This is a genomic window from Nocardia violaceofusca NBRC 14427 (assembly GCF_963869435.1).
Taxonomy (GTDB): domain Bacteria; phylum Actinomycetota; class Actinomycetes; order Mycobacteriales; family Mycobacteriaceae; genus Nocardia; species Nocardia aobensis.
In genome coordinates, this window is the sequence record NZ_CAWMPM010000050.1 from 1 (window position 1) to 13,890 (window position 13,890).

The 13,890-nt window shown below is 64.0% G+C and carries 14 protein-coding genes; 8 read left to right on the forward strand and 6 right to left on the reverse strand.

The genetic code is table 11. The annotated features are described in order from the left end of the window. Positions 1–61 precede the first annotated feature (61 nt). A complete protein-coding gene (locus AC5592_RS32810) occupies positions 62–811 on the reverse strand; it encodes a TetR/AcrR family transcriptional regulator (RefSeq protein ID WP_063066420.1) in 750 nt (249 codons plus the stop codon). A gap of 103 nt (positions 812–914) precedes the next feature. Between AC5592_RS32810 and AC5592_RS32815 the strand changes: the two genes are divergently transcribed. After that, positions 915–1,595: a hypothetical protein gene (locus tag AC5592_RS32815; protein WP_198163997.1), complete on the forward strand. Its 681-nt coding sequence runs from the start codon at positions 915–917 to the stop codon at positions 1,593–1,595. A gap of 28 nt (positions 1,596–1,623) precedes the next feature. Here the strand turns inward: AC5592_RS32815 and AC5592_RS32820 are convergent, their stop codons facing one another. Continuing rightward, complete coding sequence (locus tag AC5592_RS32820; RefSeq protein ID WP_036503857.1) at positions 1,624–2,526, reverse strand: LysR family transcriptional regulator ArgP; 903 nt, start codon at positions 2,524–2,526, stop codon at positions 1,624–1,626. 69 nt (positions 2,527–2,595) lie between these two features. Here AC5592_RS32820 and AC5592_RS32825 point away from each other — a divergent pair, with 69 nt between their 5' ends. Together AC5592_RS32825 and AC5592_RS32830 are read left to right on the forward strand one after the other, a co-directional pair. Next, positions 2,596–3,219: a LysE/ArgO family amino acid transporter gene (locus AC5592_RS32825; protein ID WP_063066421.1), complete on the forward strand. Its 624-nt coding sequence runs from the start codon at positions 2,596–2,598 to the stop codon at positions 3,217–3,219. Between the two features lie 557 nt (positions 3,220–3,776). Continuing rightward, the gene (locus AC5592_RS32830) at positions 3,777–4,427 is read left to right on the forward strand and encodes a hypothetical protein (RefSeq protein ID WP_198163998.1); all 651 of its coding nucleotides are present in this window, start codon (positions 3,777–3,779) and stop codon (positions 4,425–4,427) included. Between the two features lie 71 nt (positions 4,428–4,498). Here the strand turns inward: AC5592_RS32830 and AC5592_RS32835 are convergent, their stop codons facing one another. Together AC5592_RS32835 and AC5592_RS32840 are read right to left on the reverse strand one after the other, a co-directional pair. Further along, positions 4,499–4,630, reverse strand: coding sequence for a hypothetical protein (locus AC5592_RS32835; RefSeq protein WP_269750232.1), 132 nt, complete (start codon positions 4,628–4,630; stop codon positions 4,499–4,501). 419 nt (positions 4,631–5,049) lie between these two features. Continuing rightward, complete coding sequence (locus AC5592_RS32840) at positions 5,050–5,451, reverse strand: hypothetical protein (RefSeq protein ID WP_036503863.1); 402 nt, start codon at positions 5,449–5,451, stop codon at positions 5,050–5,052. Positions 5,452–5,687: 236 nt separating this feature from the next. Here AC5592_RS32840 and AC5592_RS32845 point away from each other — a divergent pair, with 236 nt between their 5' ends. From AC5592_RS32845 to AC5592_RS32860, 4 genes are all read left to right on the forward strand, one after another. Next, entirely contained in the window at positions 5,688–7,034 is a 1,347-nt protein-coding gene (locus AC5592_RS32845; protein ID WP_157122386.1) for a helix-turn-helix domain-containing protein, read from the forward strand. Next, positions 7,031–7,612: a GNAT family N-acetyltransferase gene (locus tag AC5592_RS32850; RefSeq protein ID WP_063066425.1), complete on the forward strand. Its 582-nt coding sequence runs from the start codon at positions 7,031–7,033 to the stop codon at positions 7,610–7,612. Before AC5592_RS32845 ends, AC5592_RS32850 begins: the two co-directional genes overlap by 4 nt. Before the next feature lie 131 nt (positions 7,613–7,743). Further along, positions 7,744–8,700 (forward strand): HNH endonuclease signature motif containing protein, encoded by a 957-nt coding sequence (locus AC5592_RS32855; protein ID WP_084507558.1) that lies wholly within the window; start codon positions 7,744–7,746, stop codon positions 8,698–8,700. A 426-nt stretch (positions 8,701–9,126) separates the two neighbouring features. Then, entirely contained in the window at positions 9,127–10,215 is a 1,089-nt protein-coding gene (locus tag AC5592_RS32860) for a Shedu immune nuclease family protein (protein ID WP_063066427.1), read from the forward strand. Positions 10,216–10,267: 52 nt separating this feature from the next. On the opposite strand, the gene AC5592_RS32865 is transcribed toward AC5592_RS32860, so the two are convergent. Beyond that, positions 10,268–11,068 carry a DUF1460 domain-containing protein gene (locus AC5592_RS32865; RefSeq protein ID WP_198163999.1) on the reverse strand — a complete coding sequence of 267 codons (801 nt, stop codon included), beginning with the start codon at positions 11,066–11,068 and terminating at the stop codon, positions 10,268–10,270. 107 nt (positions 11,069–11,175) lie between these two features. Next, on the reverse strand, positions 11,176–12,879 hold the full coding sequence (locus AC5592_RS32870) for a tetratricopeptide repeat protein (protein ID WP_063066428.1): 1,704 nt from the start codon (positions 12,877–12,879) through the stop codon (positions 11,176–11,178). A 231-nt stretch (positions 12,880–13,110) separates the two neighbouring features. Between AC5592_RS32870 and AC5592_RS32875 the strand changes: the two genes are divergently transcribed. Beyond that, the gene (locus AC5592_RS32875) at positions 13,111–13,881 is read left to right on the forward strand and encodes an SDR family NAD(P)-dependent oxidoreductase (RefSeq protein ID WP_036503872.1); all 771 of its coding nucleotides are present in this window, start codon (positions 13,111–13,113) and stop codon (positions 13,879–13,881) included. The last annotated feature ends 9 nt before the right edge of the window (positions 13,882–13,890 follow it).

Below are 13,890 nucleotides of genomic sequence, written 5' to 3' on the forward strand. Positions count from 1 at the left end.
TTGAACTGGGGTGTTGCAACGACTCCTAGAACCCAAGTCCACGGCGCCGGGCCGTTTGTCGTCACCGGCCGTTTGCGGCGATCGTCGCCGCCACACCGTCGAGGATCAGGTCCAGGCCGAAGGCGAAGTCCGAGTCGGGATCTGCCTCGGCGGGCTCGATGGCGTCGAACAGTCCCGAGGCCAGCAGTGCGGCCATATCCGGCAGCCGCTCTGGATCCACCAGCGCACGCAGATGACGGCTGTAGTCGTGCAGGGCGCCGGCGGGGTCGAGATCGGCTGCCGCCATGGCGTGTTCGAGTTGGCGGGCGGTGACGAACGCCTCGCGGACGTACCCGCTGACCACCATGATGGCCCCGACCTTCGCCGGCCAGTCCAGAGGGGTTTCACGCACTGCGCGCAGCCCCGCGTCCATCCAGGCCACGGTGTTCGGTCCGCTCGGCGGCCCGGTGATCGGCAGCTGGGTCAGCCAGGGGCGGGCGCGATGCACATCGAGTTGCGCGAGTGCCCAGGCGCGCAGCATCGAACGCCATGAACCGCTGGGCAATTCGGGTGGGGCACACATTCCGGCATCGGACATCAGCCCGAGGAGTTCGTCCTTCGATCCGATGTGACGGTAGAGCGACATCGGCGTAACGCCCAGCGCGGCAGCAATTTTCGGCAGTGTGGCGGCGGCGAGACCGTCCCGGTCGGCCAGCTCGACCGCCGTCGCGACCACCCGATCGACATCGAGTGCGGCCGGACGGCCCAGTTTGGCATCCACCGGCAGCCGCCACAGCCGGGCCAGATGGTCGGGCACCTCCCGATCGGTCATCAGCGCGCATCCCGTCGTCGACAATTCATCCTTCGGGAGTTTAGTATGGTCGATATAGTATAAGGCATATACTTACTATTGCCGACGATCGGAAGGACGATCCGTGCACACCGAAACCCTCCGCCGCACCGCGGGTATCGCCGCGGTCTGCGGCGCCGCGCTCATGCTCGTCGAACTGCCGCTCTACTTCGTCTACGAAGGACCGCCCCCGGACTGGAACATCCTGACCCGCGGCCTGATCGGACTCGTCGGGCTCATCGGGGCGGTGGTGTTCATGTCGGCCTTCGGTCACCTGGTGAAGGCCGCGGACCGACGCTACGAATGGCTCGGTTCGCTGGCCTCGACCGCCGGTTTGATGTGGGTTACGGTCGCTTTCGTCTCCATGGGCCTCGAGATCGGCGCGACGATCCAGGCGCCCGAGCCGATCGATCCCACTGTCACCGTGTCCGGCACCTATGTGCTGTACGGAACGGTCACCCGGCTCCTGACCGCCCTGTTCATGACCACGGCCGCCGTCACGATCCTGCGCACGCGGATTCTGCCCGCGTGGGCGGGGCGCTCGGCCGCGGTCCTGACGGTGGTGAATGTGGCGTTCGCACCGTCGATGTTCTTCGGGAACACTCCGGCGAACTTCTACGCGGCGAACGGATGGGGCACTACCGCAACGGTTTCCGGACTCACGATCATCTGGTTGCTCGCGGCGGGAATCGCGCTGCTCACCTCCGCATCGCCGCGAGCGGTTCCCGGCAGTTCCAGGGCGGTGGCACCACAGTTGATCGACTGACGAAACCAGCGGCACACCCAGGACGGGTCTACATCGACCGGAGATAGTCGGCCGCCGCAACACCGATCGTCTGCGCGACGAGCGCGAGGGCCGGTACATCCAACTTCCACTGCTGCCAGTAGAGCGGCACATCGACCCACTGCTCCGGCGCGAAATTCCGCAACGCGCCCGTCCGCAGCAGTGGGTCGGCGTGCGGTTCGGGCACCAGCCCCCACCCGAGCCCGGCGACGATGGTGTCGCGGAACCCTTCCGAGGTGGGCACGTAATGGCGGAGCCGGCTCGCACCCGCCCTGCCCGAGGTGACGGTGCGAACGTAGTGATCCTGCAATTCGTCCCGGCGATCGAAAACGATGACCGGAGCGTCGGGAAGCGACTGTTCCAGAGGTCCGGCCGCGAAATGACGCTCGACGAATTCCGGACTCGCGACCGGCAGGTACCGCGCCAGGCCCAGCAGCCGTGCGGTACATCCGGTCACCGGCTCGGCCAGCGACGTCACCGCCGCCATCACCGTGCCCTCCCGGAGCAGGGTGGCGGTGTGGGATTCGTCCTCGCGATGCAGGTCGAAACAGAGCGGCGGATCCTGCGGCACCCGTGACAGCGCGGGCAGAAACCAGGTCGCCAGCGAATCGGCGTTGACCGCGATGGACAGCGTGGTGGACTCGGAGTCTCCGGCGATCCCCAGCTCTCGTTGCGCCGCCTCCTGCAATGCGGCCAGTTGCCGCGCGAAACGCACCACCGCCCGGCCGGATTCGGTGGGCCGGACGGGTTTCGTGCGCATCAGCAGGACGCGGCCGGTGCGTTGTTCGAGCGCCTTGATGCGTTGACTCACCGCCGAGGGCGTCAGATGCATCGCGGCCGCGGCGGCGTCGAATGTGCCTTCGTCCACGACCGCGAGCAGCGTGCGGACCTGATCAACCGGAAGCTCGGACATCACGGTTACTAATGATAGTTAAGGAACTTTAGCTGTACTGATTCTGTCAACGCCCATACCGTCGGCGGCGTGAACAGCGGTATCTTCTCGGCGGCCCTGGCCGGATTCGGTGCCGGCCTATCCCTGATCGTCGCCATCGGCGCGCAGAACGCCTTCGTCCTGCGCCAAGGCGCACGCAGGCAAGCCGTCGCGGCGGTGGTCGCCATCTGCATCGCCTCCGACGCCATTCTGATCATGTGCGGTGTCGGTGGTCTCGGCGCGCTGGTCAGCGCCTATCCCGCCGCCCTGACCGTCGTCGGACTCGCCGGCGGCTGCTTTCTGATCGCCTGCGGCGCCGCCGCTGCCCGCCGCGCACTGCGCCCCGCCACCACCGCCCTCGCGACCACCGGCGACGCCACCGCGTCCATCCGCACCGAGATCCTGGTCTGTCTGGCACTGACCTGGCTCAACCCGCACGTCTACCTCGACACCGTGCTGCTGCTCGGCTCGGTCGCCGCCGGACACGGATCGCTGCGCTGGGCCTTCGGAGTCGGCGCGATGGTCGCGAGCGGAGTGTGGTTCGCCGGGCTGGGATACGGGGCGCGGCTGCTCGCGCCGGTCCTGTCGCTGCCCGCGGCGTGGCGAGTGCTCGATGTCTTCGTGGCGGCGACGATGTTCGTCTTGGGGGTGGTGCTGATGATGCAACTCGCTTGAGGACCGGCCTCGGGTTCGCCGAGCGGCTCGCCACGTGCGCCGCAGTACGCTCGATACTCGCCGGGCACTCAAGCTTGTCCGCCTCGACTTGGCGAATTGCACTGCGCCACAATCTCTTTCGGTCACCCGTTCAGAATCGGTTTCGCAGGCTGACCCCGATCTGTAAGCGGCATGTCAGTTCATGTCGAGATGTCATGCCCCCGAGGCCATGCACTGGCGGATACCCAATGATGGGAAGTTGATCGAGGCCCGGACCCCTAGCCTCGGGACGAGACCGCGCCGGTCCCATCCATCATCGAAATCGAACGTCTCCGCGTTCCTCCAGAGGTTGTTGTATGACTCGCACTACGCCGCCACGTCCGGTCGATCTCGTGGCCGTCTTTCCTGAGCTGGCGCCACTGGCCCGCACCGCGACTCGGTTGCACCCCCGTCCGGGAACACCATCGGCGCATGACAGTTCGATCGGGGGGCCACCGTTGTGGCCGGCGAACGAGCCATGGCCGTACTGCCGCGCTGAGGACCACGATTCGGAACCGGAGTCCGACGGTTCGATTGCGATGGTGCCGGTCGCGCAGTTGTACGTCCGTGACGTGCCCGGTTTGTCTCCGCCCGAGGGGGCGGACCTGCTGCAAGTGTTGTGGTGCCCCTTCGAGCACGACGACGATGGTATGCCCAAGACCGCACTGTTCTGGCGGTCGGCAGCGGCGATCACCGACGTTCTGAGGGATCCTCCGGAACCCGCGGAGTACGAGGAAGACCTGGTGCCCGAACCGTGCATGATCCATCCGGAACAAGTGATCGAATACCCGAACTCAGGGGAGCTCGAGGGGGAGCTTCGGCAACGAGTGGACCAGTGGACCATGGCCCAGATTCCCGGCGTCGAGTTCGGCGGTCTCGAAGGCGACGATCACCCTTACAACTTCTTGTGTATCGCACCCGGATGGAAGATCGGCGGCTTTGTCAGATGGGGCATGCAAGATCCCTATCCGAATCCTTGCCCCACCTGCGGCACCCCGACCGAGCCGCTACTGACGATCGCCAGCCGCGAGTGGCGATCCGACATCCACCACTGGATTCCGTACGAGGACCAAGCCGCCAAGGGCGGGCCGAGCACGCCGACCCAGATCTGCGTCTCCGACGTCAACGACCAGATCATCCGGATCTGCCCGGTGTCACATGAGCACCCACACATCCAGATGATGCAATAACCAATTACACGCTGAACGTTCACTTCCACGGCTGCGGTGTAACCGTGCTCGGCATTACCGAGCACTATGGTTCAGGTCCGGCCGTGTTTCACCACCCCCACCACCCCGACGAGCTCCTGGCCGCGATACTCACTCGCATCCACCTGCGCGACGAACACGAACGCCGACAACGTGAACGCGAGCAACACCAGCGTTGGTTGCACTCGCGCTCGCGACCACCCGACACCAGCGCGGCCTGACACCCGACCACCGGCCGGGCAGTCCGCCGTGCGCGAATCAGGGCGCTGACGCTCACAGCCGCCGGGATCGGTCCGGCCGCACCCGCCCGGCGGCCACCAGAGTCCTCATCGCCACTGCCTTCGCAGCGCACAGGGCGGGATCACATTCCAAGTGCAGCTGCATATCCTCGTGCGCCTCCCCCACCGTCGGCACCGGCGACCGAGCAGCGTGGGTCAACGAGAACCACAGGATGTCAGGACGCACAACGGCTTTCACAGTGGGACAAGCGCCTTCACCGAACTTCCGATCGCCCCCGACATCCGGCCAAGCACAGGAAACCCCGGCAACCGCCAACGCCGCCACACCGACAACCGTCACCACCGAAGCGATCAACCCCGACATCTCAATCGCCCACCTCGGGCAGCGAATCACGCGAAGCCGAGGCCGACTCCGAAGAAATCGTCGGCCGCGCCCGCGCGTAGGTAACCTCCGGCTCAACCGCCTCCACATCGCATGCCGCGCAGACGATTCGAAGCCGCTCACCGAGATGCTCCACACTCGGAACCACAACCGCCGCAACGTTGTACCCACCGATCCGATCGAGCAGCCGCATGATCGGATCATCGATATCCCCCGCCGTCCGAAACACGATTCGCACCAACGAGTACCCCAACTTCACCGCATGCGCGAGCACCCGCTGCTCATTCGCCGGCCACCCTGGCAACGTCCGGTCGATATAACCGAGCGCCCGAGGCGGCCCCTTCGGCAGCTCAGCCGAGGAAACATAAGCGGTAGGCAGCGTCATATCAACCTCCCGGTCGTCACAATGAGATACATTCAGCTCCTTCGGTTTTCGTTGGTAAGCACCCGCCGCCGAGGATCACCGCCGGGCGTGGATGGCGTCACAGATATCCGGACATCGACCCGGCGGCGGGGCCGATTCGAGCTTCACGGAGAAACGACGCAAATCGAAGGCATGGAACCGCACCGAGGTAATACGCTTCCGCTACTGGCCGTTGAGGGTGTCGATCGGGGGCAAGGATGATCGTCAGCACATGGACCGGCGCGGAGGTACGTGCACTTCGCACGGTCGCACTTCGACTTACGCAAGAGCAGTTCGCTGAACGGCTCGGTTTTCAACCTCCGACCATCCGCAAGTGGGAGAGAGCAACTCATGAGCGCCCGGTGCGCGGCGATTCGGCCGCGACCTTGGATGTGGAGCTATCCCGACTGACCGACGAACAGCGTGACCGGTTCGCTTCTGTTGCTACCGATAAGGTTGCGCGTCCCGTTGCTCGCGACCCGAGGACTCCGCCCCGAACAACCGATAACCTGGGTGAGCACGATGAGCTGAACACCTACGGAATCGAGGACGAGGTGAAGCGGCGCGAGTTCGGAATGTTCATGGGTGCCGCCGCCCTTACGGCAGCTGCCGACACCCCACGCATTTCCCGCACGGTCGGAGTAAGCGACGCTCGCCAGTTGGCCGAACGCGTAACTGAACTCGCTCGGCGCGAGCAAGCTATCGGCGGTGCCGGACTTGTGATGACCGGGCTCCGAGATCTCGCGATCGCGAAGCAACTGCTGGAAACCGGCGCCTTTTCCGATCGAGCCGCATCCCTGTTCATGAGCGCCGCCGGCGAATTGGCCACGATCACCGGTTGGATGGCATACGACGCCGACATCCACCCGCTCGCCCGACAGTGCTACGCCGACGCGTTCGCACTGGCCAATCAGGCCGGTGACGACGATCTGACAATCCACGTATGCCTGAACGCCGCACATCAATCGCTCGCCCTCAGCCGAACCGGGGAAAGCAACCCGCACCGCGCGCTCGGACATCTGGAGCGCGCACGTCAACTCACTCATGGCCGACCACCCGGGCGAATTCACGCCGTGCTCGCGATCCGAGAAGCCCTCTCCTACGCAATCCTGCACGACAGGATGGCATTCGACCGCGCAGTCGCGACAGCGTGGCGCGAACTTGACGCCGCCATCTCCTACGAACCGCTGTCCGAATGCCCGCGATGGCTGCGATTCGTGAACGCGAGCGAGATTCGCTCACAAGAAGCCCGCGGACTGGGCGACCTCGGCCAGCCCGGGAAAGCACTGGCCCTACTGGTCGCCGACGACGACACGAACGAGGCCGGAACCCGCAACCGTGCCAACTACCGCGCGGGCCTGGCCGCAACACTCGGCAAAACAGGTGACATCAACAGCGCTGTGGCTGAAGCTCTTTCCGTTCTGGCCGAATTGGAGAGCGCCGTATCCTCCACACGCACCCTCCGACTGCTGGCCCCCGTCCGTGCGATCGCGGACAACATCCCGGATGACGAATTCGCCCGCCGCTACGACAACCTCCAGCGACAAGCGCTAGGTGTCTCATGAGCGTCGACCCACCCTCGATCGACGGGCTAACATTTCAGCATTACACGGCCGCCGAAGCACGAGGTGCCCGAGGCCAAGTCGAACAGATCTTCCGAGACTCGTACACCGACGCCATCGAATCCGGCGAAGGTTTCGAAGCGCCAGATGCCTTTCTGAACCGTTTCGACACCTATACCGACCCGACCCGCGGCCAGGGCTTCGATTTGGTCATAGCCCGCATCGGCGACGAGCCGGTAGGACAAGCATGGGGCTGGCCACTCAAACCAGACACGCGATGGTGGTCGGGGTTAGAGCTCGACGCAGGCGACTTGGTCACCTTCACCGCAGAGAACGGCAACCGCACCTTCGCCCTCAGCGAGATCATGGTGCGCAAGAAGTTCACGGGTCGAGGCATCGCACGCGCACTACACGACGAATTGCTCAGCGCCAGACCTGAACAACGTGCGACCCTGCTGGTCCGACCGGACAACGACCGCGCTTACCGCAGGTATATGAGGTGGGGCTGGTCCCGCGTCGGCACTCTCCGCCCGACTTGGCCCGATGCCCCAAAGTTCGATGTGCTCATACGACAGATCTGACACTGCCACAACGACACCCTGCACGGCGGTTCGTCGTCCTGCGGCGGGAGCGTCAATGTACAATTGACCAGTACGAATTGAGCGCGTTTCAAACATGAGACGCTTCGGTTGCAGCCAGAGGTACTGGGAGTTTGTCCGAACTAGACGAGCAAGCCGACCGGCGAGCGTGGCTTGCGCTGTTGAAGCAGGACTATCGGCGTCTTGGCGTCGACACCCGCTACGACGACGATGCGGCCAACCACTACAGCTGGGACAACCGCGTTCCCAATCACCAGCGCGTCAATGTCGGCGACATCATCGCATTGTGGGACGAGTCGGAGTTGCTCGGAATTTCGGTAATCGAATCCATCGAGCGCGGTCGCGGCACCAAAGTTATCTCGCGTTGTAGAACTTGCGGAAAAACGAATCTGGAGCGTCGCACCACACTGACTCCTGCCTATCGCTGCTACGACTGCAAAGACACCTTCGACAACCCTGTGCTCGAAACGGTCGAGGTCGAGACATTCCGTTCCAACCATGGCCAGAGCTGGGTTCCTCTCCCAGGGTCGCTGCGCGCAGACGAACTGCGCGCGCTCTGCGTGAAACCGAAGTCACAGAATAGCTTTCGCGAACTGCAGTGGTCCCATTTTCTCACGGCAGTGCGACTGTCGTCCGACTTCGGCAATCCCCTGGTGCCACTGGAAGCCACTGCGACGCAACTGCGCGGGGGCCACACGATCCGGCCCGTCCGAGTGCGTCTCGGTCAAACAGGCTTTCGCGCCGAACTGTTACGCAGATTCGGCTCCGTTTGCGCGTTCTCCGGGCCACTACCCGAACCGGCGTTGGACGCCTGCCACCTGTACAGCTACGCAGACATCGGCCACCATCACCCCCACGGTGGCCTTCTTCTTCGCCGAGACCTGCACACCCTTTTCGATCGTGGATTGATTGCGGTGGACCGAGAGTGCCGCATCGATGTGAGCTTCGAGCTTCGCCGGTTTCCGATCTACTCGGAGCTTCACTGCGGGGAGTTTGCTGTCGAATTGGACAGCAAGCAGAAGAAGTGGTTAGGACTGCACTGGGACGAGTTCCGTTCTCGTCCATATTAGAATCCTGACTCGCCTTTCCTCCTCTCGACCTGCTCCAGAACTGCAGTGCGTATGCGCCCGTTCGATCGCTCGACTGCATGTGCGGAACCACTCGACGTTCTTGTCACGACAGCAAGGTCCGGTACCGAATTCCTTATCACATATGCCCTGCTCGTCGCCCGACTCGCCACGACAGCACGAAAGTCCTGAACTCGTCCGAGCGCCTAGGAAGACAATGTACGAGTACAACAATTACTCCCAGTCGTCGATCGATTGGCGAGCAGCCGGAAGTGAGATGCTCGACCCTGCTGACACTTCAAAAGTCCTCACTACCAGCACATTCCATTCGAAGCGCCCCGGTGTCAACTTCAAACCCGTTGCTCCGCAACGTATTGCGAATCTCGCTGCAAGTTGACGGCATGGCGTCGACGTTTCAGAATAGCTAAGATGGCGCGCATCACGGCGTTGAAGCCGAATACGCAGAGAATCAAGCCGCATCGCCTTGAAGATGGAGTCGATTGCGAACACCAGGTGATCGACGATCACGATGGTACAAAGCTACTGCACCTGACGACATTCGGGTCCGAGAATCGTCAAACGGCCCGTACTAGCAGCCAATCGATGCAAATAGACACGGAGATATCAAAGCAACTCATCCAGCTCATGCGCGCCGCCTTCGGTGACGAGGCTTTGGGGATCGAGCCGCGATGGGATATCTCGTTCTCGAAGTCCGAGTTGACGGTAGACCCCAGCAGGCTCGCTAAGGCGTACCAACGACACCCCAACCTCTTTCGCGAGCTAGTCAGCAACGATGCTGCAGCTGGTGATGTCATCGCATTAGCCCACCGCCGTCAGCAGATCGATCGCTTCCGCAAACTACTCGACGACGAAGCCTACTTCGAATCCGAGAAGGCGGAGATTGAAAATGCCGGCAACGAGGCTGTCTGGCAGAGATTTTTCGAGCAAAACCCCTGGATCTTCGGTGTTTCACTGACAGGGCAGCTACTCACCTCCTGGGATGAAGAGCGGCTTGAGCAAACAGTTGCAGGCCGCTCCATCGCGTCGGTTGGTAAACGAGCCGACGCTCTCCTTCGCACCTCGGGCCGCATCAGGTCCATGGTCTTCGCTGAAATCAAGACACATAAAGAGAGTCTTTTGAAACCGACGCCACAGGCGCACAGGCCGGGGTGTTGGGCACCATCCACCGAATTGTCCGGCGGAGTTGTGCAGGCCCAAGGCACGGTCCACCTGGCCGTTGACCAGATCAGAGAGCGATTACAGGACACCGCTTCTGACGGAAGCGACATTCCAGGCGAATTCACCTACCTCCTACGCCCGCGCAGCTACCTGATCATCGGGAACCTCGACAGCCTCAAGGGAGAGAATGGCGGTTATCACCGAGAAAAGTTTCGTTCATTCGAACTCTTCAGAAGAGAACTGGTCCAACCCGAGGTACTGACCTTCGATGAAGTGCTGGCCCGCGCAGAGTGGGCAGTTGAATCCGCCGGGGCTGAACCCTCGGCGGCATCCACGTAAGCCAGAAGTCCGTACCACCCCGTGCGCTACGGCGATACGCACCAATGGTGGCTCAAGACAGCGGACGCAGCACCACGATGCCCGGAACGGTTTGCAGGTATTCGGCCAGCGGCGTGTCCACCACCTTGTTGTTGGCCGCAAGCGAGGACGCATTTCGGAAGACTGGGCCGCTCGGTGTGCTGATGAGGATTCCGACGTGGGTGACGTCCAGGCCGGGCTCGTCGGCGTAGGCGCCGATGTAGTCGCCGGTTCGTAGGCCGTTGACGACACCTTGGTCTACCGCGGAACTGGGGATGTAGGTGATGTCGCGGTCGACCATTGGGATGCCGGGGAGGTAGACGCTGCCGTCGTCCTTTGCGTTGAGGTGTTTGGGGACGGTGATTGCGGCGGGCGACAAGCTTGCGGTGATGTCGGTGGCGGCGGTGTCGGCGACTTGTGCCCAGTCGGTGAAGAAGTGTTTGCGGTGGGTGTAGTCGACGTGGGCGGCGGCGTAGCGGGTGTCGATCAGGTTGGCTTCGAAGCGGTTTCGGTCGGTGGTTCGGCTCAGGGCTTCTACGTAGTCGAGGAAGGTGAAGCAGTCCACCTGACGGAAGTCGGCGACGAGTTGTTCGGGTTGAGTTGCCGACCCGATGAGGGTGTTCGCGGCGTAGGGGGTGCCCAGGAATTGCTGGGACAGTAGGTCGAGTAGTTCGCCTTTGCTCGCTCCGACGGCGGCCGCGCGCAGTGCGACCAGTTCATCGATGCGGTGGGAGGTGGTGTCGTCGATGGCGGCGTCGGCGCTTGCGCGTGTGGGCAGCAGGAGGGCCGCGGCGACGAGGACGAGCAGGATCGGCAGTATGCGGGTGGAGCGCAAGACACCTCCCGGGTGACGAGTGGAATGGCCGGTATCCACCGTAGACCAGCGGGTGGCCGCTCTGGGCTGCTGTTCTGATCAGGTGAGGCCGATCGGAACGGGGCTCGTCACCGGACGAGAGTCGGGCCGGGGTCGCCCGCGGCGGCGGCTCTGCGCCTCCAAGTTTCGGCCGCGTCGACACGACCGGCCAACGCGAGTAGGTAGGCCAGGCCGGACATCGCGCCGGGGTGGCCGGCGTCGGCGGCTCTGCGCCACCATGTTTCGGCCTCGTCGGTTTGTCCTCGATGCTCGAGGATGCCGCCGAGGAGAAATATCGCTCCGGGATGACCTGAGTCGGCGGCGCGGCGGTACCACGTTTCGGCTTCCGCCATACGGCCGGTCTTCTCCATCGCTACCGCCAAGCTGCACATAGCGACGGGGCGTCCCGCCTCGGCGGCTTTGCGGTACCACCACTCAGCCTCCTCGGGCCGGCCCGACTCCATCAGCAGGGCACCCAGGTTGGTCATCGCAACGGCTTCGCCTGCCTCAGCGGCTTTGCGGTACCACGACTCTGCCTCCCCCACTTCGCCGAAGGTTTCGAGTAACGAGCCCAGGTTGAACATCGCGGTCATGTTCCCGGCATCAGCGGCCTTTCGATACCAGGTCTCGGCCTCTCGTTGCCTACCCGCCTGCTGCAATGTGCAGGCCAGGTTGAACATCGCCTTGGGATGTCCGGCTTCGCCGGCCCGCTGATACCAGGTTTCGGCGTCCTCCGACCTGCCCGCCTCCTCCAACGTGATCGCCAGGTTGAACATCGCCTTGGGGTGCCCGGCGTCGGCGGCCATGCGCCACCAGGCTTCTGCCTCGTGCGTCCGGCCCGAGTCATCCGCGAGCACGCCCAGGTTGAACATGGCAGTGGCATGGCCGGCGTCGGCAGCGCGGCGGATCCACAGCTCGGCGGGCTCGACCTTGCCGGCGTCCTCCAGGAGCAACCCCAGGTTGAACATCGCGTTGGGCTCGCCGGTGTCGGCGGCTCGGCGGTACCAGGCCTCGCCTTCCTCGACCTGTCCCCGCGCCTCCAAGCGAACTCCCAGAGCATTCATCGCACCGGTGTGCCCGGCGTCGGCTGCCTTGCGGAACCACTCGTCGGCACATTCCGAGCGTTCCGTCGTCTCGAGAAGTACGGCAAGGTTGTTCATTGCCCTCGCGTGGCCAAGGTCGGCGGCGCGGCGAAACCACCTCTCGGCATCCGCCACCTGTCCAGCATCACGCGACCTCGCCCCCAGGTTCGACATGGCATTGGCGTTCCCGAGGTCGGCGGCCCGGCGAAACCACTCCTCGGCTTCGGACGACCGACCCATATCTTCCAGAAGCAGCCCGAGGTTGTTCATCGCGCCAGGGTGTTCGTTGTCGGCGGCGCGGCGGTACAGGGCTTCAGCCTCCTGTATACGCCCTGCGTCTTCAGCCGCGACGGCACCGCCGAACAGAGCAGCGGCGGAGGCGGATCGGGTCGGCTCCTCCTCCGCGAGCGCTGTGGTCGGAAGTTTCGTGGGCGCCGCCTCCGGCCGGTGCACCGTACGCAGAGCGCTCACGGCCGCTGACGCCAACGCACGATCGCCGGCCGCACCGGCGTCGTCGAGATCTTCGGCCAGCGACGCCTTCTTGGCTTCGGAATCCGGCTTCCGCTCCAGCACCGAAACATCGACGTCCGGGTATCTCTCGGCGATCAGCCGCTTCAGATGACCGTAGGCGTCCGTGGCCTGTTGTGCCACAACATCTTTCGAGCTGCTCGATGCTATCGCCGAGAGCACGAGCGAAATCACGAAATCCATGTCGAATCCTCCCGCCTCAACCCCATGAGCAGTATTGCCGAACCCACCGACAACTCCGTCTCGGCTAGTGGTGAAGCCGTGCGCCCCTCGCAGGGCCGCACACGGTCAGCACATGGTCGTGCGGCGAGCCCTCGTCGTTCGGACCACGCGGCGCGGCTCGCCTGATAGAACTGACTGCGACCGTCGTCAGTTCTGCTCGGCAGAGCGACACCCAGCAGAGAGGCCGGCTCAGTGGACCGCAGCTCATTCCAGAAACTCTTCGACCTCAGCGGGCGCACCGCGATCGTCACCGGCGGTACCCGGGGTATCGGGCTGGCGCTGGCCGAGGGGATGGCCTGCGCCGGCGCGAATGTGGTTGTGGCAAGCCGGAAGCCGGAGGCCTGCGAGAAGGCCACCGAGCGGCTACGGGACCTCGGGGCCGAGGCGATCGGGGTGCCCACTCATCTCGGTGAGATCGACCAGTTGCAGGGGTTGGTCGCGACGACGGTGGAGACGTTCGGCGGGGTCGACATCGTGATCAACAACGCCGCCAATGCGCTGGCGCAGCCGTTGGAGGTGATGCAGAAGGCGGCGGTGGACAAGTCGTTCGCGGTGAATGTGCAGGGGCCGTTGTTTCTGGTGCAGGCGGCGTTGCCGTATCTGCGGGCGAGCAAGCATGCGGCGGTGTTGAACTTCGCGTCGATCGGGGCGTTCGGGTTCTCGGGCGGGCTGGCGATGTATTCGGCGGGGAAGGCGGCGTTGTTGTCGTTCACTCGCTCGATGGCGGCCGAATTCGCCGGCGACGGGATTCGGGTGAATGCCATCGCTCCGGGTGCGGTGGATACCGATATGGTGCGCAACAATCCGCGGGAAGTGGTGGACGCGATGGCTGCGGCACCGTTGCTGCGGCGGCTCGGTCAGCCGGACGAGCTGGTCGGGCCCGCGCTGCTGTTGTGTTCGGACGCAGGCAGTTTCATCACCGGGCAGACGTTCGTCATCGACGGTGGCACCGTTCCGCGCTGATCGAAGGAG